The following is a 19,308-nucleotide window of genomic DNA, read 5'->3' as shown; positions in this document are numbered from 1 at the left end:
CCCTCGCTTCTTTACGAAACGCCTCATGCTTCTCGGAGCATGGGGCGTTTCGCTACGCCGGGGTGTCGTCCGCGTGCCGAGCGAGTGACGAGGCGTAGCGCTCGGTGAGCTGCACCATGAGGTCGGGAGTGTCGCGATCCACCCCGAACACGTGTCCAGGAAAGTCCAGTTCCGGCTGCGCCTCGGCGATCTCCTCAGCCTGATCAGGCGAGAACAGCTGCAGCGGATCTCCGGCAGCCACCCAACCGATCGGGACAACAGTGCCCTCCGGGAGGACAGCGCGACGCTGCACGATCGCGTTGACACGCACTTCGCACCGAGGACCGATGATCGCACCGTTGAAGATGCGCGCGCCCGAGGCGAAGAAGACCTCCTCGCCGACCGTCGCACCGGCGATGCTCGCCAGCGTGCCGACGAGGGTGTGGTCGCCGATATGCACGGCGTTCGCCGCAGTCGCACGGATCAGGGAGTTCTCCATCACGATGACGTGCTCGCCGAGTCTGATCGCACCGCCCTCGGCCGTGATGACGGCGCCGTGCAGCACCTGGCAGCCGGGACCGATCTCCACGTCACCGGAGATGACGGCGGTGGGCGCGATGACAGCAGTGTCATGAATCCGGGGCCGAGCCCCGAGGTGCTCGTACAACATGCCGCCAGACTAGCGCGTTGTCCGACAGGAGGTCGGAGTCATCGTGCGTCGAGCCATTCTGCGAAGGTCTGCTGTCCGAGATCAGCGTGGACGCTGGGCAGCGCCGAACCATCCCGCATCGCGCGCCCCCACTCTCCAGGAAGCGACATCGCGGGGATCCAGCCGGGTGCACCCTGCGATCGGGCGTAGGCGCGGACCATGTCCACGAGTTGCTCTTCCCGAGGTCCCGCAAGGTCAGTGGCTCTTCCCGTCGGAGCGCCCTCTGCCAGATTCACCAGCCGCTCGGCGACTTCTCGTGCGGCAATCGGCTGCGTGCGCATCCGCAGGGCAACGTGGAACGGACCGAATGCCCCGCGTTCGTACACTTGGCCCGCGAACTCATGAAACTGCGTGGCGCGCAGAATGGTCCACGGGATTGCACCCGCCATCACGGCACGCTCGTGAGCGAGCTTGGCGCCGTAGTACCCGGCGTCGACCCCATCGATGCCGACGATCGACAGCGCGATGTGATGGCCGACTCCGGCTGCCTGCTCAGCCGCGAACAGCGTACGCGTGGTCGCCTCGAAGAATGCGGTCGCCGTGGACTTGTTCATCGTGGTGGTCGCGGCGACGTCGATGACGACGTCGACACCGCGCATGGCATCCGCTGCACCTGACCCGGTGACCAGATCGACCCCGACGCTGCGCGCGAGCACGACGACATCATGTCCGCGAAGACGCGCGACCTCCACCACGTGCGCTCCGACTTGTCCAGTGCCCCCTGCGACCGCGATTCTCATACGATCCAGCCTGCCGTGCGCCGACCACGCACACAACGCCCTCTCAGGCAGCAACCACCGGCTCGGGGAACAGCGCGGTGATCAGCTGCGCCACCCATCCGAGGATGTCGATGTCGGCCGGCATCGGCACGACAACTGCTTCTCCCCCGGCGACGAGCTTCGCTTTCGGATACAGGCGCTGCAGTCGCACCTGCATCGAATCCGCCAGATGTGCCGGCGCGACGCGCAGGTTCGATCCCATCACGACCACATCGCTCAGGCCGGCTGCGGCTGCTCGACGGCGCAGGCGAGCGACGGCGAAGAGCCCTTCGACCTCTTCGGGCGGTGTGCCGTAGCGGTCGGTGAGCTCTTCGATCACGAGGTCGATCGCGTCGTCCTTCGCCGTCGCGGCGGCCGCCGCTGAGAGCTTCTGGTACGCCTCCAGGCGCAGCCGCTCGCTGTCGATGTAGGTCTCCGGGATGCGGGCATCCACCGGCAGTTCCATCCGCAGCTCGGTGCCGCCGTCGGTGTCTTCGCCCCGGAAAGTCGCGACTGCTTCGCCGACCATTCGCAGGTACAGATCGAATCCGACACCGGCGATGTGACCGGCCTGCTCACCTCCGAGCATGTTGCCGGCACCGCGCAGCTCGAGGTCTTTGAGTGCGACCTGCATGCCGGATCCGAGATCGTTGTTCACCGCGATGGTCTGCAGTCGGTCGGCGGCGGTCTCAGACAGCGGCTTCATCTCGTCGTACAGGAAGTATGCGTAGGCGCGCTCACGACCACGACCGACTCGGCCGCGCAGCTGGTGCAGCTGCGAGAGGCCGTACTTGTCTGCGCGATCGATGATGATCGTGTTGGCATTGGAGATGTCCAGGCCCGTCTCCACGATCGTCGTCGAGACGAGCACGTCGAACTTGCGCTCCCAGAAGTCATCGACGACCTGCTCGAGCTGATGCTCGCCCATCTGTCCGTGCGCGACCGCGATCCGCGCCTCCGGAATAAGTTCGGCGAGTTCTGATGCGACCCGTTGGATCGACTGGACGCGGTTGTGCACGAAGAACACCTGTCCCTCGCGCAGGATCTCCCGTCTGATCGCCGCCGCGATCTGCTTGTCACTGCGCGGACCGACGAAGGAGAGGATCGGATGCCGGTCCTCCGGTGGCGTCTGCAGGGTCGACATCTCACGGATGCCGGTGACCGCCATCTCCAGCGTGCGAGGAATCGGCGTGGCGCTCATAGCCAAGATGTCGACGTTCATCTTCAGCTTCTTGAGCTTGTCTTTGTGCTCGACGCCGAACCGCTGCTCCTCATCGATGATGAGCAGTCCCAGATCCTTGAACAGCACCTGGTCGGTGAGAATGCGGTGGGTTCCGATGACCATGTCCACCGAGCCATCAAGCAGCCCCTCCAGTGTGAGCCGTGCGTCCTTGTCGGTCTGGAAGCGCGAGAGGGATTTGACCTTCACCGGGAATCCGGCGAACCGCTCGGTGAAGGTTTCCAAATGCTGCTTCACGAGCAGCGTGGTGGGAACGAGCATCGCCACCTGCTTGCCGTCCTGAATGGCTTTGAACGCCGCGCGCACGGCGACCTCGGTCTTACCGAAGCCGACGTCTCCGGACAGCAGCCGGTCCATGGGGATCGGCCGCTCCATGTCGGCCTTGATCTCGTCGATGGTCTGCAGCTGGTCGGGAGTCTCCGCGAACGGGAAGGCTTCTTCGAGCTCACGCTGCCACGGTGTGTCCGGCCCGAATGCGTGTCCCTTCGCCGACATCCGCGCGGAGTAGAGCTTGACCAGTTCGACCGCGATATCGCGAACAGCTTTGCGTGCCTTGCTCTTTGCCGCTGACCAGTCGCTGCCTCCCATCTTCGAGAGTGTCGGCGCTTCCCCACCGACGTACTTCGACAGCAGATCGAGCTGATCGGTGGGTACGTAGAGCTTGTCACCCGGATAGCCGCGTTTGGAGGGCGCGTACTCGAGCACGAGGTAGTCGCGGGTGGTCTTGGTGGCGTTGCGTCCGCCGGTGGAGACTTCTCGCTGGGTCAGTTCGACGAATTTCGCGATGCCGTGCGTGGCATGCACGACGTGGTCGCCGTTTTTGAGCTGTAGCGGGTCGACGACGTTCTTGCGGCGCGAGGCGAGCTTTCGCACGACCCGTTGATCGCCACCGATCGTGCGGCCGTAGAACTCGTTGTCGGTGAGGACGGCGAGCTTGATCTCGGGCACCTGGAAGCCGGATTCGAGATCACCCATCACGAGCGTCGCGATACCTGCCTCGGGCGCTTCGGTGAGCGACTCGACCGTGCGCGCTGCCAGCCCGCGGTCAGAGAGCACATCGTTCGCACGGTCAACGAGGCCGGAGCCGGAGGCGACGACCACCACGCGCCAGCCGTCGGTGAGGCGCGCAGCCACGAACTCGATGGCACCGTCGACGTTGCCGTGGAAGGACGGAATGATCGACGAGTCGATGTTCGCCGCCGCGTCGTCATCGGTGGCGAAGGGGCTTAGCCGCCACCAGACGCCGTCGCGCTCGCGCACGATCTCGCGCAGGCGCGCAACCGTGAGGAAGTCGCCCGCTCCGAGATCGATGGGAGCGGATGCCCCGGACGTCGCTGCGCTCCACGCCGCATCGAGGAACTCCCGGTTCGTGTCGCCGAGGCTCTGAGCTCGAGCACTGGCTCGTTCCGGATCAATGAGTGCAGTTGCGGTCCCCTCGGGGAAGTACTCGATGAGCGCTTTCAGCGGGCCCGACACCGCCGGCAGCAGCGATTCCATGCCCTCAACGGGGATACCCTCCGCCATCTTCTCCAGCATCCCGGCGATCGCGGGAAAACCGGCGATCAGAGAACGGGCACGCTCGCGCACGTCGGAAGTCAGGAGCAACTCGCGCGTCGCTGCCAGCTCTACCCGGTCGACATCACCGGGCAACGAACGCTGATCGGTCACCGAGAAAGCGCGGATCTGGTCGATCTCATCGCCGAAGAATTCGACGCGGAACGGATGATCGCTGGTCGGTGGGAACACGTCGAGGATGCCGCCGCGCACAGCGAATTCGCCGCGACGCGAAACCATGTCCACGCGCGAGTACGCTCGTTCGACAAGCTGTTCGACCGCGTCATCGAGCTCGAGCCCGCGCGCGCCGAGGCCCAGCACCACGGGGGCGGTGTCGCCGAGATTGCCGGCGATCGGTTGCAGCGCAGCGCGCACGGATGCGACGACGATGAGCGGGCGCTCTCTGGTCCAGGTGGTGATCCGACGCAGCGTCTGCAGTCGCTGTCCCACCGTGTCTGGGCTCGGGCTCAGCCGCTCATGGGGCAGCGTCTCCCAGGCCGGGAACCGCAGGATCTCAGCATCCGGAACATACGAACCCAGCGCCAAAGCGAGCGATTCCGCACGTCGTCCGGTCGGCGCGATCACCAGCAGGGCGGGCGGACGCCCCACCGCTGCCCGCTTGCCGAGCAGTCCGGCGATGGTGGGAACATCAAGCCCATCGACGAGCCCGAGATCGGCATCGGTCTGCGCCCAGGTGAGGGCGTCTTCGTACAGGGTCGCCTCTTCCAAGGCGCGCAGAATCCCGGGAACAGTCACCAGATGAGCTTAGTCGCTGCCTCGGACACGGGACAGGCGAGCAACCATTACGATCCCGAGAACAAGTCCTCGATTTTCCCATGGATCAGGGGTAAAATCGACCATCCCACCCCTGGAGGAACGATGGTCGATGCCGTCGTCCGTGCTGACAAGTCCGGCGCGGGCAGATATGCGTTGCGGCGACGTGAGCTTGCCGATGCCGCACTGGCAGCCATTGCCGCACGGGGCTTCGCCAACACCGGTCTCCGCGACGTCGCCGCGCACACCGATCTGTCCCTCGGTATCCTGCACTATTACTTCGACGACAAAGACGATCTGATCGGCCAGGCTATCTGGCAGTACAAGTCCGAATGCGTCCAACGCTACGACCCGATCATCGCCACCTCACTCAGCGGTGCGGAGCTCGCCGAACGATTCGCGCAGGCGATGGCCGCCACGTTGCGTGATGAGGCCGACATGCACAGGCTCTGGTACGACCTGCGCAACCAGTCACTGTTCCAAACCGGGTTCCGCGACACGATCGTCGCGCTGGACGGACTGCTGTCCGAGATGGTCTGGGCGGTGATCTCGCGCTACAGCGAACTCGAAGGCCGCACGCCCACGGTCGATGCCACAGCGGCGTACGCCCTGTTCGATGGCATCTTCCTCAACGCCCTGATCGCCTTTCTGCGCGGTGAGATCACTGCCATCGAGCGGCTCAGAATCGCCAGCATCCAGCTTCTGCGCCGCGCCGTCTGAGCCGCTCTGATCGGCGGATCGCGGTCAGGAGGTCGCCGCGGCCCGCAGCAACGCGTGGCCGACGGCTCGTGCGATCGGCGCCTTCTCCAGCGCTGTGCGCACCCGCAGCGTGCTGATCGTCACAGAGCCCTCGCTCCAGCGCACGGTCGCCGTGCTGGTCGCCGCTCCCCGCAGCCACCCGGAGAAAATCGCCGAGTGCACGATCGCTGCACGCAGTGGACCGGGGATGCCGCTGATCACGAACTCGCCGAGCAGATCTTCGAAGGCGATGCCGAGGATCGTGTCGCCGGGAACCTCAGCGAAGGCACCGCGTCGATCCAGCCACTCAGTACGGGGCACCCAGTCCCCGTCCCCCGCGCGCAAGGCCAGACGCGCCGACGGCAGATAGTCGAATGCCGAGCCCAGGGCATCCTGCGTTTCCGCGAGGACGAGCACACGCCCACCCGAGCGGGCGTGCTGCTGCGCTTCAGCGGTGAATGAGAGTGACACGAGCAGATCCGCTTCGACGTCGACCGGCACGCCGAGCGCGCTCAGCCACTGGGCAGCAGCTTCGTCTCCCGCCCGCACTGCACCACCGGTCCACGCGGTGTCAGCGACGACCAGGATGTCCGCGGCATCGCGGGCGAGCAGCGCTCCCCCGCCGTGCAGTTCAGCCTCGACACGGTGCTGTCCAACAGCCGCGGGCACGGGGATGTTCAACATCCGCTCTTCTCGATCGCCGGGCACGGCGTATTCGAGAGCCGTCTCACCGTCGACGCGCACGCGGATGACGGCATCCTCCGGCAGACCGGCTGGCGAAGGCAGTGACGTCACCATGACCGGCAACTCCGCGCCGGCATAGAGGCTATAGGTCTGTGGGCGCAGCGCCACGGCATGCTCGCCGTTAGCAAGCGCGAACTCCGCGGTGTACTGCTTGGGCCTGCGGTTCATGTCGAACAGGCCGTTGGCCTCCCACTGCACATCGCTGAGCTGCGTGAGCACGTAGCCGCTGATGTCGTCATGCAGGCGGATGCTGGTGGTCTGATAGCGGTTGGCGACCAGCTGCGCGTGGTGCAGCTGACGAACCAGCTCCTCCCACGAACCGAACGCCTCTTCCAGCCCCAGCGAGCGGAACCGCGGCATGAGCCCCGTTCCTTCCGCAGCGCCGAACGCCCAGTCCGCCCCGAGGGCGAACCACCAGGGTTCAGCGCCATCCGCGTCGTACTGATCGAGCGCATGCGGCAGCGCCCAGTTACCGAACTCGCTGAGCACGAGCGGTTCGGCGCCGGTGCGCTCAGCATCGCCGTGCGGCGAGAAGGTCCAGTCCGGGCGCGCGGCGAAGTCGGCGATCTTCTCGTCCCACAGTGCGCGACTCTCCGGAATCCCGCGGTAAACGTGAAAATCATCGATGTGCGTGCGCACATGGAAGTTCGGTTCGCAGGCTGAGTTGTCCACGACGAGGGATCCCGCGGCGTACTGCTCGATGTCATCGAACACCTCGCGCAGCCAGGTTCGCTGCGTGGCGCTGGCGAGATCGATCCCCCAGGACTCATTCATGATGGTCCAGATGACGATACTCGGATGGTGGGCGTCGAGATCGATGAGGCGACGCAGCAGCGCGTGGCCATCGGCGGCGGTCTCCGGCGTCCAGGTCATCCAGCTGGGCAGCTCCGTCCACACGAGAATCCCCAGGCGGTCGGCGATCTCGTAATAGCGCGGATCGGGACGCTTGATGTGCACGCGCAGCATGTTGAAGCCGAGCGCCTTGGTCTGACGCAGCATGTCTTCCCAGGCCGCGAAATCCTCTGGAGCCAGGGTGGCACCGGGGTGGTAGTCCTGATCGAGAACAGCGCGCAGGTAGATCTCCCGGTCGTTGAGGAAGAACCGTCCGGCGTCCGCGCGGAAGCTGCGGAAGCCGCTCTCGCGCGTGATCTGGTCGGTGTTCTCGCCCGCCTGCTCCAGCGAGACCTCGACCGTGTACAGATTGGGGTGGTCGAGGTCCCACAACTCCGGGTTCTCGACTGTGACTGAGCCGGCGATATCTGTGCCCTGCACTCCGAGTGCAGCGGCCGTGACAACAGCTCCATCGCGCAGCAGCCGAACCCGCGCAGCATCCGCTCCCGCCGTCGCCGAGCCCGCGATGGTCACTTCGCCGCTTGCGGCATCCGTTCGCACAGCAAGCGAGAGAAGGTGAACCGGGTGCCGTTCTTCCAGCGTCACCGACTGCCAGATCCCCGCGGTGGTGCCGTACCAGGACTGCTTGCCCAGGGGATGCTCCAGGAAACCCGCCTCATCGGCCGAGCCGTAGCGCGGCGGGTAGGAGACGGTGACTTCCAGAGTGTTCGTGCCGTCGACGACAGCATCCGTGATGTCGAATTCGAAGGGCTCCCACGCACCGATGTGCGTGCCGATCTCGTTGCCGTTCACCCGCACCAAAGCTGTGTGGTTCACCGCTCCGAAGCACAGCACCAGGCGCCGTCCAGCCTGCTTGTGCAGCTCGAGTGCACGCTGGAAGCGGACGGTCTCGTGCGAATCACCGTGGCCGGGAACCTGAGTAGTCCAGGTACCGGGGACCGAGACTTGATGCGTCTCGGACTCGCCAGGAAGGTGCAAGAGCCAGGCGCCGTCGAGACTGACGGCGGCGCGGTGGGCGGTTGACATGGGGCCTTCTTCCAAAAAGTGAGGGGTGGGGTCAGGTGGACCCCACCCCTCAGAACTTCGGTGTTACTTGATTTCCTGCGTGACGCGTGCCTGTGCCTCGCCAAGGGCGTCAGCGACGTCCTTGCCGCTGAACCAGACCTCGTCCAGCTGAGCGTGGATCAGCGACTTGACCGCCGTCCAGTTCTCGATCTGCGGCACGAAGCTGATGCCGGTCAGAGCGGTCTCGGTGTAGTTCGCACGCTCCGGAGCGTTCAGGTACTCCTCGGACTCGATGATCGAGACCCGCGGTGCGATGTGCCCGGTGGCAATCGACCAGGATCCGCTGTTGTCGTAGAGGAACTTCGCGAACTCGAGCGCAGCACGGTACTTGACCGGGTCGTCGCCCTTCTGGCGCGGCAGCACCCACATGTGCGAGGACGCCCATGCGGCCGGTGCCTCGTAGATGGTCGGCAGGTCGGTGACCGTGTAGCCGAAGTCGAGGGTCGCTGCGTACTCGTTGATCGCCCACACGCCGTTGAGCAGGATCGCGGACTGCTGGCTCTTCCATTCGTCGATGGAGCCGGCGTAGTCGGCGTCGGTGTGCATGTAGCCGGCGTCGAGCATCTCGTTGATGAGCTCGAGCGCGGCAGCCGCCGCCTCGGTGTCGACCTCGGCGCTGCCATCGGCCGAGACCACGTCGCTGCCCTGCTGGCGAACCAGGGAGTAGAAGAAGCGCCAAGCCATGTCATCGTTGGCGAAGCCCGCGGAGAACAGCATCAGGCCGGTCTTGTCCTTGACGTCCTTGCCCATCTGCAGGAGCTCTTCGGGGCTGGTCGGCAGCACCGGGCGACCATCCTCGCCGATGTAGCCCGCCTCGGCGAGCACGTCGGTGTTCACGTGCATCACCAGCGCGTGCGCGTCGAAGGGAACGGCGTAGGTGGAGCCGTCCCACATGACCGACTTCTGCGCCTGCTCGGTGGCATCCGTCATGTCGATGTCGAACGACTCGGGGTCGAACGCCAGCAGCTGGTCGCGGGTGGCGTAGTCCGACATCGAGTAGTCGTGCAGGTTGGCGATGTTCGCGGGCTCGCCACCGGCGACAGACGCGTTGAAGGCGTCGTAGTACGAGTTCCAGTCGGTGCCGCCGAGGCGGTCGACGGTGATGCCGTTGTCGTTCTCGGCGTTGAACTTGTTGGTGAGGATCTGGATCGCTTCGCACTCGGTGGTCGCCAGCGCCGGGTCGGTGACGCCCTGAGTGCTCTCCTCGCAGTCGCCGAACATGCGCGACATGGTGATGGTGGTGCCCTCGAGCTGGTCGGCGGTGACAGCGGCGATCTGCTCATTCAGATCTCCGGCGTCGCCGGTACCGGCTCCGGCTTCAGCGCCGGTGCCGCAGGCGGTAAGCAGCAACGCCGCTGCAGTCAGCGACGCTGCCGCAACAGCAGTCTTGGTCTTTCGCATGGTTTTCCTTTTTGTTGTGTGGACAGTGGTACTACTTGCTGCCCGAGGTCATGGAGATGCCTCGGATGAGGTGTTTCTGGAAGAAGATGAAGACCAGCAGCAGCGGCAGCGAACCGATCAGTCCGCGGGCCATCAGACTGCCGAGTTCAGTCGCCTGCGCGAAGTTGCCCTGCAGGGATGCCAGACCGGTGGTGATGGTGAACATCTCCGACTTCGTCGCCGACACGAGCGGCCACAGGTAGTCGTTCCAGGTCTGCACGAAGGTGAAGATCGCCAGAGCGATCATCGAGGGCCGGGCCAGCGGCAGCATGACGGAGAAGAAGGTGCGCCAGGGTCCTGCACCGTCGATGCGCGCGGCTTCTTCGACCTCTGCCGGAACCTGCGAGAAGAACTGCGTCATCAGGAACACGCCCAGCGGCGCGGCGATGCGCGGCAGGATCAGCGCCGCATAGGTGTTGTGCATCGATACGTCGGCCACCATCGTGAACAACGGGATGAACATCGCCTCTTTGGGGATCATGAGGCCTGCGAGCACGCTCGCGTAGACGATCGTCTTGCCGCGGAAGGTGAAGCGCGCGAAGGCGTATCCGGCCATGGCGCACAGCAGCACTGTGAGCAGCGTGGTGAAGATGGTCACGATCGCGCTGTTGATGAACCAGCGGCTGGTGAGACCGACGCTGAACACCCCGAACAGGTTCTCCAGTGTGAAGCCCTGCGGGATCAGCGTCTGGGTCTCTTTGGTCAGAGCCTGGTTGTCACTCAGCGAGAGCGACAGCATCCAGAGCATCGGAATCAGCCAGACCAGCGCAGCGACGATCATCGCCACGTGATACCAGGCAGTGACGACCCCACTGCGGCGGATGCGAGCCGGGGCGGCACGCTTGTCGGAGACGGTCATCGCCATCGTCTGTGCACTCATTTGCTGTCGTCCTTGCCGAGGGTACGCATCTGGATGACCGAGACGACGAGCATCACCGCGAAGAGGAACAGCGACATCGCCGATCCGTAGCCGAGCTCGAAGTCGCGGAAGCCCGCCTCATAGATGTGCTGGATCAGCACCAGGGTGGAGGTGCCCGGTCCGCCGCCGGTCATGATGTTGACCTGGCCGAAGACCTGGAACGAGGCGATCACCTGCATCACCATGACCAGCAGCAGCACGTGTTTGATGCCGGGAAGCGTGATGCTCGTGAACTTGCGCCAGGCGCCCGCGCCATCCAGCGACGCCGCCTCGTAGAGGGCCGGGTCGACGTCCTGAAGCCCTGCGGAGAAGAGCACGAGGTTGAATCCGACCGTCCACCAGACGGTGGTGGCGATCACGGCGAACATCGCCACGCTCGGGTTGGACAGCCAGGGGATCGGATCGATGCCGAGCGGCTCGAGCATCGCTGAGAGCAGCCCCTGGTTCGGCGAGAGGAAGTACGTCCACACCAGCGTAACGACCGACACCGGCAGGATGTAGGGCACGAAGAACACCATCTGGTAGATGCGTGTTCCCCGACGATTTCCCTGCAGTGCGAGAGCCATCACCAGGCCGAGACCGGCGATCAGCGGCGTCGAGATGACTGTGAACAGGAGCGTGTTCTGCAGCGCGGTCCAGAAATCCGGATCGAACCAGAATCCGCCCTCGGACGGGTGGAAGCCCAGTGCTACGACGATCGCCAGGATGCCGGCGACGCCCAGGCCCACGCCGATGGTGAGTCGACGACGCAGTAGCGGGCGAATCAGCAGGGCGATCGCCGCAATCACCAGCACGGCCCGCGGCAGGAGGAGGTGGGTCATCGACCAGGTGATCTCGTGGCCCCACAGCATCCGCTCGAAGTTGTCGAGGCCGATGAAATCGCGGGTGGCGCCGAGGAGATCCCAGTCGTGGAAGCTCATCCATACTGCCTGCAGCACCGGATAGATCACGAAGATCAGGTACAGCACCAGGAAGGGCGCAGTGAAGGCGATGCCGTATTTGAGGCCACTGCCGCTGCGCTGTGATGCTCGGCGCATGCGGCTGCGCTCGATGGTCGAGGGGCTCGACATCCGTTCTCCTTTGCCACGTTGCAAACTTGCAATAGAGTTATTTTTGCCACGTGGCATACGTTCTGTCAAATGCGTCTGCGAGGATGGGATCGAACCGTGACCGAAGAAGGGCCTGAATGAGCGCGAGCATCAATGATGTGGCGAAGCTCGCCGGCGTTTCACCACGCACGGTGTCGAACGTGGTGAACGACTTCGTCCATGTGCGCGACAGTACCCGGCAGCGCGTGCACGCTGCCATCGAAGAACTGGGCTACCGGCCCAACATCTCCGCGCGTCGGCTGCGGCAGGGGCGCACCCGGATCCTCGGCTTCGCGGTGCCCGAGCTCTCCCAGCCCTACTTCGCCGAGCTGAGCGAGCTGGTCGAAATCGCTGCGCAAAAGCGCGGCTACACCGTCATCGCGACACAGACCGGCGGCATCCGCGAGAACGAGCGGCGCGTCCTGCGCGATCTCAGCTCCCATATCGTCGACGGACTGGTGTTCTCACCGATGTCGATGGAGAAGGAAGAGCTCTACCGCACTCCCCCGAATGTGCCCACCGTGCTCATCGGCGAGCAGATCTCCAGCTCGCGCTACACGAACATCGCGATCGACAACGTCGCAGCGACGGCAGACATCACCCGGCACCTGCTGGAGCGTGGACACCGCCGCATCGCCACGCTGGGTGCGTATCACTCCGAGCTCTATCGCAGCTCCCGGCTGCGATTGAGCGGCTATCGCCAGGCTCTCGACGAGGCGGGCATCCCCTTCGACCCGGAACTCGTGCTCTACACCGATCGCTTCGGTCGACAGGCGGGGCTGGAGGGCATCACGCAGGCGTGGCAGGCGGGCACCCGCTTCGACGCCCTCGTCTGCTTCACCGACATGCTGGCGTTCGGCGCCATCCGCGCCTTCGCGAACATGGGCGTACGTGTGCCGGAAGACGTCGCGATCACCTCGATCGACGATGTGCAGGAGGCCGAATTCTCGGTGCCATCGCTGACCACGATCGCCCCGGACAAGCAGGCCATCGCCGATCGGGCCGTCGATTCCCTGCTCGCGCTTCTCGATGATGACACTCTCGAGCCGACCAACGTCGACATCGGCTACGAACTGATCGTGCGGGAGAGTTCCGGCCGCGGCTGACCTTTCGAGCGTCGGATACCGATGGCAGGATGATGCCATGCCGGAGATGCCGGAAGTCCACGGGCTCGTCACCTTCCTCGGCGAGCGCACCGTCGGACGGGCGATCACGCGCACGAGCGTCGGAGAGATCGCAGCTCTCAAAACGTATGATCCGCCGAATACCGCTCTGGAGGGAGCAGCAGTCACCGCCGCCACGCGGTACGGCAAGTTCGTCGTGCTCTCCTGCGGTGAGGATCTGCATCTGGTCTTCCACCTCGCCAAAGCTGGTTGGCTGCGCTGGTACGAGAAGCTGCCATCAACAGTGATCAGACCCGGAAGATCTCCGATTGCGCTGCGTGTCGCCCTCGACGATGGCAGTGGGTTCGATCTCACCGAGGCGGGCACGAAGAAGTCACTCGCTGTCTCCGTGGTGCGAGATCCCGCAGACGTTCCCGGCATTGCTCGGCTCGGGCCGGATCCGCTGAGGGAATCGTTCACCCGAGACACCTTCGCCACACTGATTGCGGGGCGCCGCACGCAGATCAAAGGACTGCTGCGCGATCAATCGGTGATCGCGGGCATCGGAAACGCCTATTCCGACGAAATTCTGCACGCCGCGCGCATGTCGCCGTACGCGATCGCCGCAACACTGGCCGATGACGAGATCGATCGTCTGTTCCGTGCAATGCAGACGACGCTGACGGCTGCTGTCGCCGCAGCATCCGGAAAACCACCGGCCGACCTCAAGGACGCCAAACGCGCGGGGTTCCGGGTGCACGCGCGCCGCGGTGAGGCGTGTCCGGTCTGCGGCGATGAGGTGCGCAGTGTGTTCTTCGCCGAGCGTTCGCTGGAGTACTGCCCCACCTGCCAGACCGGGGGCAAGATCCTCGCGGACCGCAGGCTGTCACGGCTACTCAAGTGACATAGGCGCAAATCCTCTCTGCCCGACGCGGAATGAAATGTGCGTCCACGCGTTGAGTACACTGAGCATCAACGTGCTCCGGGGTCGGTGTGAATCCGAACCGGCGGTGACAGTCCGCGAGTGTCTGAGATATTCAGATGCCGATCCGGTGGAATTCCGGGACCGACGGTGATGTGAGAGAGATCTCGCTAGTCCGGAAGGGAGGCAGCACGATGCGCGAGAGCGCGCCGTCTATCATCCCCGGAGGAAAACCGAAGGACGACGGATGGCAGTGAACGACGCAGAGCGCCGCGCGATGACGCGTGCGCTCGAGCTCGCCGTCCTCGGCCCCCGCGGGATCAACCCGCAGGTCGGGGCTGTGATCCTGTCCCCCGCCGGCGACATCATCGCTGAAGGCCGGCACCGTGGTGCCGGCACTCCGCACGCCGAAGTCGACGCGCTGTCGCAGTTGCCGCCCGGTGCGGCTCGCGGCGCAACCGCCGTCGTCACCCTCGAGCCCTGCAACCACACCGGCCGTACCGGCCCCTGCGCCCTGGCGCTCATCGAAGCAGGGATCAGCCGCGTCGTCTACGCGCTGGATGATCCCGGTGCCACATCCGGTGGCGGCGCCGACAGGTTGCGCGATGCCGGTGTGGATGTTGATTCCGGCGAACAGACAGACGCCGCCCGCGCGGTGATCTCCGATTGGTTGACCGCTCAGCGTGCGGGCCGCCCGCACATCACCGTGAAATGGGCGCAGAGCCTGGACGGACGCGCGGCTGCGACCGATGGCACCAGTCAGTGGATCACCGGCCCGGATGCACGCGCCGATGTGCACCGCCGCCGGGCCGAGGCCGACGCGATCGTGGTCGGCACCGGCACCGTGCTCGCCGATGATCCGGCCCTCACCGCACGTGACGGCGACACCCTGTACGCGCATCAGCCGATCCCCGTCGTCATCGGGTCCCGCGCGACACCACCGGATGCTGCCGTGCACCGCCACCCGCACGATCCACTCTTCTTCAGCACCCGCGATCTGCATGTCGTGGTCCGCGACCTGCATGCTCGCGGCATCCAGAGCGTGTTCATCGAGGGCGGCCCGACGCTGGCCAGCGCGTTCATCGCCGCTGGCCTCGCTGATCGTGTGCTCGCCTACATCGCCCCGGTCCTGCTGGGCGGCGATCGCCTGGCGCTGACTGACATCGGCGTGCCGACGATCGATGCCGCCCGCCGTCTGACGATCGACGAGTGGGTGCCGCTAGGCGCCGATCTCCTCGCGATCGCGCACCCGACCGCCCCAGAACCGCAGAGCAAGGGAGTCCGCTGATGTTCACCGGAATCATCGAAGAGATCGGCGAGATCACTGCCATCGCCCCGTCTGGTGACGGCTGGCGGTTGACAGTGCGAGCGCCACGCGCTGTTCAGGATGCTGTGCACGGCGAGTCGATCGCGGTCTCCGGCGTCTGCCTCACCGTGGTCGAGTCGACCTCGGACTCCTTCGCCGCGGATGTGATGAAGCAGACGCTCGACGTATCGGCGCTTGCCACAGCATCCGTCGGCACCAGCGTCAACATTGAAAAGGCGATGCCCGTCGGTGCACGTCTCGGCGGCCATATCGTCCAGGGGCATATCGACGGCACGGGCGAAGTTCTGGAGGTGCGTCCTGGCGTCGAATGGAGCGTTCTGCGCGTCTCGCTGCCGGCCGAGCTTGCGCCGCTAGTCGTCGACAAGGGTTCGATCTCGGTGGATGGCACATCCCTCACGGTGAGTGCGGTGTCAGACCCTTCACTGACCGCGTCGCACTGGTTCGAAATCTCGCTCATCCCGGAAACCCTCACCGCCACCACGCTCGGAACCCGCGCCGTCGGCGACCGCGTCAATCTCGAAACTGACATCCTCGCCCGCCATGTTGAACGCCTCCTCGCGTTCCGGGCTGTCTCGGAAGGAGGCTCGCGATGAGCCTTGCCACCATCGAAGAAGCTCTCACGTCTCTGCGCGCAGGGCGTCCCGTCATCGTCGCCGACGACGAGAACCGTGAGAACGAGGGTGACGTCATCCTCTCCGCAGAGCTCGCCACCCCCGAGTGGGTCGCCTGGACAGTGCGCTGGTCATCCGGTTTCATCTGCGCACCCATGCCCGCAGATCTCGCCGACACCCTCAACCTGCCTCCCATGGTCGAAGCCAATGAGGATGCCCGCTCCACCGCATACACGGTCAGCGTGGATGCCGCAGAAGGCGTGACGACCGGCATCAGCGCCTCCGACCGCGCACACACCCTCAACGTGCTGGCGAACCCGCAGTCGACAGCGACGAGCGTCATCCGCCCAGGACATGTGCTGCCGCTGCGCGCTGTCGACGGCGGCGTACGTGAACGCGGTGGCCACACGGAAGCCGCGGTCGATCTGATGCGACTGGCAGGCCTGGAGCCCGTCGGCGCGATCGCCGAGGTCGTCGACGAAGACGGCAGCATGATGCGTCTTCCTGGCCTCAAGGAACTCGGCAAGCAGTACGAGATCCCGGTGATCACGATCGAACAGCTCATCGCCCACCTGAATGAGACCGACCCGCTGGACGCGCCAGTGACGTCATCGCACGCAGGTCGTCGCCGAGTGAGTCTGCGAGCGGATGCCACGGTGCCCACCTCGCACGGCACATTCCGTTTTCTCGCCTACAAGGATCGCGTCACCGGCACGGACCACATCGCCGTCGTTTCGGGCGAACTCGATGAGACTGCGCTCGTGCGCGTGCACTCCGAATGTCTGACCGGCGAGGCGTTCGGGTCACTGAAGTGCGAGTGCGGTCCGCAGCTGGACGCGTCGCTTGAGGCAATCGAACGCCAGGGCGGCGTCGTCATCTACATGCGCGGGCACGAGGGACGCGGCATCGGGCTGATCAACAAGCTGCGGGCATACAGCCTGCAAGAGGAGGGGCTCGACACGGTCGACGCGAACCTCGCTCTGGGCCTTCCGGCAGATGCCCGCGAGTACGCCTCAGCGGCCGGCATCCTCAGCGATCTCGGCGTCTCGAAGGTGCGCCTGCTGACGAACAACACCGACAAGGTCACCAAGCTGCGCGAGCTCGGCCTCGATGTCATCGAACAGGTTCCGCTGATCGTTGGCGTCGGCGTCAACAACCATCAGTACCTCGAAACCAAGCGCGATCGCATGGGTCATATCCTCGGCGCAGCCGAGCTGGCCGAAGCCCTTGCCCAGGGAAAGGACAACGTATGAGCGGCGCAGGAGCCCCTTCGACAGGAACCGAGAAGATCGACGGCGCCGGACTCCGCGTCGTCGTGATCGCCGGCACCTGGCACGACACCATCACGGACGGTCTGATCGCCGGATCCGAGCGGGTGCTCACGGCATCCGGTGCCTCTTATGAGGTCGTACGCGTGCCCGGATCGTTCGAGCTCGCGGTCGCAGCGCAGGCTGCGTTCGCCGGCGGTGCGGATGCTGTGGTCGCTCTCGGTGTCATCATCCGAGGCGGCACACCGCACTTCGAATACGTGTCTGCTGCGACGACCGATGGGCTCACCCGGGTGTCGCTGGATGCCGGAAAGCCGATCGGCTTCGGTGTGCTGACCCTCGACGACGAACAGCAGGGCATCGATCGCGCGGGTCTCGCCGGCTCGAAGGAAGATAAGGGCGCCGAAGCGGCGGATGCTGCGCTGCGTACCGCGCTGCTCATCAAGCAGCTGCGCGACTGAGGGTCGCCTATCTGGCACTTTCTTCGGTGTCGGCCTACTGTGAGGACATGGAGACCCTGCGCCACGTCGTCGTATTCATTCACCTCATCGGCTTTGCCACGCTCTTCGGATCGTGGGCTGTGCAGGCCTTCGGCGGGAAGCGCGAGTTCACCCGCCTGATGAGCATCGGAATGGCGATCGCTGCTGTTGCAGGTCTCGCTCTTGCAGCCCCGTGGGGCATCGAGGGTGACATGAACTACGCAAAGATCGGCACCAAGCTCGTGGTTCTGCTGATCATCGGCGCACTGTTGGGCATCGGTACATCGAAGCAGCGCAAGACCGGCAGCGTCGCACCGGCCGTCTTCTGGCTCGTGGGCATCCTGACGCTCGTCAACGCCGGTATCGCCGTCCTCTGGTGACTCGCCGGGCTGCTTGTCATGACAACAAGCTGTGATCTTGCCTATAATCGATCCGTTGCCGTAAACGCGCGCCCATCACAGAGGCTGAGGCGCTGCAACCCCTGAGAAGCTCCGCCATACCCCTGCACCGGCGGAACCGATCCGCGGCTTATCCACCCTGCCTCACGATCGGAGAATCACATGCGCTACTTGCTTCGCACTGCTGTCGTCCTGTCTGCTTCCGCCCTCGTCCTCACTGGCTGCGCAGCCAGCGGCGGCGGCGAGTCCGGCGGAGAAGCCGGCGCTCTGAAGGGTTCCGGCAGCGGTGACAGCTGTGTCATCGACGCAACCGTTCCCGTCGGCGCGGCGCTCAGCCTGACCGGTGGTGCTGCCAGCTACGGCGAGTCGCAGCAGAAGGGCCTCGAGCTCGCGCTTGAGCACCTTAATGCTGAAGACGGCGTCGAGTACGACCTGACCATCGAAGACGACGGCACCGACCCGCGCCAGGCGATTTCCGTGTTCGAGGGCTTCGCTGCCAACGGCACCAGCGCCGTCATCGGACCTACCCTCTCCAACACCGCTTTCCAGGCACAGCCGGTCGCGCAGGAAGCGGGCCTTCCGGTCGTCGCCATCTCCAACACGGCAGAGGGCATCACCGCGCAGGGCGACTTCATCTTCCGCGACTCGCTCACCGAGGGCCAGGTCATCCCGCAGACGATCCAGGCCGCCACCGAGAAGCTCGGCCTGGAGAAGGTCGTCGTCATGTACAGCAACGATGACGCCTTCACCGAGTCCGGGTACGAGGTCATGGCATCCTCTCTCGAGGACTCCGGCGTTGAGATCCTCGACACACTGACCTTCTCGGTCAGCGACACTGACTTCCGCAGCCTGCTGACGGCCGCCAAGGAACTCCAGCCCGACGCGATCGTCGTCTCCGCGCTCATCGAGGCGGCAATCCCGCTCGTCACCCAGGCGCGCGAACTCGGCATCGACCAGCCCATCATCGGCGGCAACGGGTTCAACAACCCGCAGCTGATGGCGGATGCTGGCGAAGCCGCTGAGGACGTCATCGTCGGCGCTGCCTGGAACTCTGCTTCTGACAGCCCCGAGAACACCGAGTTCATGGCGGCGTTCGAGGAGGAGTTCGGCTCGGCGCCTGACCAGTTCGCCGCACAGGCGTACACCGGTCTGCTGGTCATCGACCACGCGGTTCGCGTGAACTGCTCGGGCGAGCGCACCGATGTCCAGGATGGCCTCACCCAGGTGAAGGATCTGGCGACCCCGCTGGGCTCGCTGACAATCAACGCTGACCGTGACGCTGAGCACCCGGCAGTGGTGCAGATCGTCAAGGACGGCTCCTTCGCCGTGATGAACTAACC

16 protein-coding genes and 1 riboswitch are annotated in these 19,308 nt (G+C 65.1%); of the genes, 9 read left to right on the top strand and 7 right to left on the bottom strand.

Going from position 1 to position 19,308, the window contains the following annotated elements; genetic code table 11:
* Nucleotides 1-52: 52 nt before the first annotated feature.
* The 3 genes from ACW5CM_RS03150 to mfd are packed head-to-tail and all read right to left on the bottom strand — an operon-like array spanning nt 53 to nt 4,996.
* Nucleotides 53-649, bottom strand: a complete 597-nt coding sequence (locus ACW5CM_RS03150) for a gamma carbonic anhydrase family protein (RefSeq protein ID WP_438253316.1) — start codon at nt 647-649, stop codon at nt 53-55.
* Between the two features lie 38 nt (nt 650-687).
* Nucleotides 688-1,428: an SDR family oxidoreductase gene (locus ACW5CM_RS03145; protein WP_457124163.1), complete on the bottom strand. Its 741-nt coding sequence runs from the start codon at nt 1,426-1,428 to the stop codon at nt 688-690.
* Between the two features lie 43 nt (nt 1,429-1,471).
* The gene (gene mfd, locus ACW5CM_RS03140) at nt 1,472-4,996 is read right to left on the bottom strand and encodes a transcription-repair coupling factor (protein ID WP_457124162.1); all 3,525 of its coding nucleotides are present in this window, start codon (nt 4,994-4,996) and stop codon (nt 1,472-1,474) included.
* A 3-nt stretch (nt 4,997-4,999) separates the two neighbouring features.
* On the opposite strand from mfd, the gene ACW5CM_RS03135 reads away from it, so the two are divergent.
* Nucleotides 5,000-5,734 carry a TetR/AcrR family transcriptional regulator gene (locus ACW5CM_RS03135; RefSeq protein ID WP_457124161.1) on the top strand — a complete coding sequence of 245 codons (735 nt, stop codon included), beginning with the start codon at nt 5,000-5,002 and terminating at the stop codon, nt 5,732-5,734.
* A 24-nt stretch (nt 5,735-5,758) separates the two neighbouring features.
* Here ACW5CM_RS03135 and ACW5CM_RS03130 read toward each other — a convergent pair whose 3' ends face one another.
* The 4 genes from ACW5CM_RS03130 to ACW5CM_RS03115 form a co-directional block, all read right to left on the bottom strand.
* The gene (locus ACW5CM_RS03130) at nt 5,759-8,374 is read right to left on the bottom strand and encodes a glycoside hydrolase family 2 protein (RefSeq protein ID WP_457124160.1); all 2,616 of its coding nucleotides are present in this window, start codon (nt 8,372-8,374) and stop codon (nt 5,759-5,761) included.
* 63 nt (nt 8,375-8,437) lie between these two features.
* Nucleotides 8,438-9,814 (bottom strand): extracellular solute-binding protein, encoded by a 1,377-nt coding sequence (locus tag ACW5CM_RS03125; protein ID WP_438253311.1) that lies wholly within the window; start codon nt 9,812-9,814, stop codon nt 8,438-8,440.
* A gap of 31 nt (nt 9,815-9,845) precedes the next feature.
* Entirely contained in the window at nt 9,846-10,733 is an 888-nt protein-coding gene (locus ACW5CM_RS03120) for a carbohydrate ABC transporter permease (RefSeq protein WP_438253310.1), read from the bottom strand.
* Complete coding sequence (locus tag ACW5CM_RS03115) at nt 10,730-11,842, bottom strand: carbohydrate ABC transporter permease (RefSeq protein ID WP_438253309.1); 1,113 nt, start codon at nt 11,840-11,842, stop codon at nt 10,730-10,732. The genes ACW5CM_RS03120 and ACW5CM_RS03115 overlap by 4 nt, the downstream gene beginning before the upstream one ends.
* A gap of 116 nt (nt 11,843-11,958) precedes the next feature.
* Between ACW5CM_RS03115 and ACW5CM_RS03110 the strand changes: the two genes are divergently transcribed.
* The 8 genes from ACW5CM_RS03110 (at nt 11,959) to ACW5CM_RS03075 (ending at nt 19,306) form a co-directional block, all read left to right on the top strand.
* On the top strand, nt 11,959-12,966 hold the full coding sequence (locus tag ACW5CM_RS03110) for a LacI family DNA-binding transcriptional regulator (protein ID WP_438253308.1): 1,008 nt from the start codon (nt 11,959-11,961) through the stop codon (nt 12,964-12,966).
* 37 nt (nt 12,967-13,003) lie between these two features.
* Nucleotides 13,004-13,867, top strand: coding sequence for an Fpg/Nei family DNA glycosylase (locus tag ACW5CM_RS03105; protein ID WP_439255001.1), 864 nt, complete (start codon nt 13,004-13,006; stop codon nt 13,865-13,867).
* Between the two features lie 70 nt (nt 13,868-13,937).
* A riboswitch (FMN riboswitch) is annotated at nt 13,938-14,081 on the top strand.
* A 51-nt stretch (nt 14,082-14,132) separates the two neighbouring features.
* Nucleotides 14,133-15,173 carry a bifunctional diaminohydroxyphosphoribosylaminopyrimidine deaminase/5-amino-6-(5-phosphoribosylamino)uracil reductase RibD gene (gene ribD / locus ACW5CM_RS03100; protein WP_457124159.1) on the top strand — a complete coding sequence of 347 codons (1,041 nt, stop codon included), beginning with the start codon at nt 14,133-14,135 and terminating at the stop codon, nt 15,171-15,173.
* The gene (locus ACW5CM_RS03095; RefSeq protein ID WP_457124158.1) at nt 15,173-15,805 is read left to right on the top strand and encodes a riboflavin synthase; all 633 of its coding nucleotides are present in this window, start codon (nt 15,173-15,175) and stop codon (nt 15,803-15,805) included. Before ribD ends, ACW5CM_RS03095 begins: the two co-directional genes overlap by 1 nt.
* On the top strand, nt 15,802-17,076 hold the full coding sequence (ribA, locus tag ACW5CM_RS03090) for a GTP cyclohydrolase II (RefSeq protein WP_438253304.1): 1,275 nt from the start codon (nt 15,802-15,804) through the stop codon (nt 17,074-17,076). Before ACW5CM_RS03095 ends, ribA begins: the two co-directional genes overlap by 4 nt.
* Nucleotides 17,073-17,552 carry a 6,7-dimethyl-8-ribityllumazine synthase gene (ribH, locus tag ACW5CM_RS03085; protein ID WP_438253303.1) on the top strand — a complete coding sequence of 160 codons (480 nt, stop codon included), beginning with the start codon at nt 17,073-17,075 and terminating at the stop codon, nt 17,550-17,552. The genes ribA and ribH overlap by 4 nt, the downstream gene beginning before the upstream one ends.
* A gap of 47 nt (nt 17,553-17,599) precedes the next feature.
* Complete coding sequence (locus tag ACW5CM_RS03080; protein ID WP_438253302.1) at nt 17,600-17,950, top strand: Fe-S protein; 351 nt, start codon at nt 17,600-17,602, stop codon at nt 17,948-17,950.
* 180 nt (nt 17,951-18,130) lie between these two features.
* Entirely contained in the window at nt 18,131-19,306 is a 1,176-nt protein-coding gene (locus ACW5CM_RS03075; RefSeq protein WP_457124157.1) for an ABC transporter substrate-binding protein, read from the top strand.
* Nucleotides 19,307-19,308 lie beyond the last annotated feature (2 nt).

This window comes from Microbacterium wangyouchuni, assembly GCF_054072595.1.
This window is presented reverse-complemented; position numbering and strand designations above follow the sequence as displayed.

Excerpts from the sequence above, each read along its gene's own strand:
- ACW5CM_RS03150 (WP_438253316.1), bottom strand. The coding sequence starts at position 649 with ATGTTGTACGAGCACCTCGGGGCTCGGCCCCGGATTCATGACACTGCT.
- ACW5CM_RS03145 (WP_457124163.1), bottom strand. The coding sequence starts at position 1,428 with ATGAGAATCGCGGTCGCAGGGGGCACTGGACAAGTCGGAGCGCACGTG.
- ACW5CM_RS03135 (WP_457124161.1), top strand. The coding sequence starts at position 5,000 with ATGAGCTTAGTCGCTGCCTCGGACACGGGACAGGCGAGCAACCATTAC.
- ACW5CM_RS03130 (WP_457124160.1), bottom strand. The coding sequence starts at position 8,374 with ATGTCAACCGCCCACCGCGCCGCCGTCAGTCTCGACGGCGCCTGGCTC.
- ACW5CM_RS03125 (WP_438253311.1), bottom strand. The coding sequence starts at position 9,814 with ATGCGAAAGACCAAGACTGCTGTTGCGGCAGCGTCGCTGACTGCAGCG.
- ACW5CM_RS03120 (WP_438253310.1), bottom strand. The coding sequence starts at position 10,733 with ATGAGTGCACAGACGATGGCGATGACCGTCTCCGACAAGCGTGCCGCC.
- ACW5CM_RS03115 (WP_438253309.1), bottom strand. The coding sequence starts at position 11,842 with ATGTCGAGCCCCTCGACCATCGAGCGCAGCCGCATGCGCCGAGCATCA.
- ACW5CM_RS03110 (WP_438253308.1), top strand. The coding sequence starts at position 11,959 with ATGAGCGCGAGCATCAATGATGTGGCGAAGCTCGCCGGCGTTTCACCA.
- ACW5CM_RS03105 (WP_439255001.1), top strand. The coding sequence starts at position 13,004 with ATGCCGGAGATGCCGGAAGTCCACGGGCTCGTCACCTTCCTCGGCGAG.
- ribD (WP_457124159.1), top strand. The coding sequence starts at position 14,133 with ATGGCAGTGAACGACGCAGAGCGCCGCGCGATGACGCGTGCGCTCGAG.
- ACW5CM_RS03095 (WP_457124158.1), top strand. The coding sequence starts at position 15,173 with ATGTTCACCGGAATCATCGAAGAGATCGGCGAGATCACTGCCATCGCC.
- ribA (WP_438253304.1), top strand. The coding sequence starts at position 15,802 with ATGAGCCTTGCCACCATCGAAGAAGCTCTCACGTCTCTGCGCGCAGGG.
- ribH (WP_438253303.1), top strand. The coding sequence starts at position 17,073 with ATGAGCGGCGCAGGAGCCCCTTCGACAGGAACCGAGAAGATCGACGGC.
- ACW5CM_RS03080 (WP_438253302.1), top strand. The coding sequence starts at position 17,600 with ATGGAGACCCTGCGCCACGTCGTCGTATTCATTCACCTCATCGGCTTT.
- ACW5CM_RS03075 (WP_457124157.1), top strand. The coding sequence starts at position 18,131 with ATGCGCTACTTGCTTCGCACTGCTGTCGTCCTGTCTGCTTCCGCCCTC.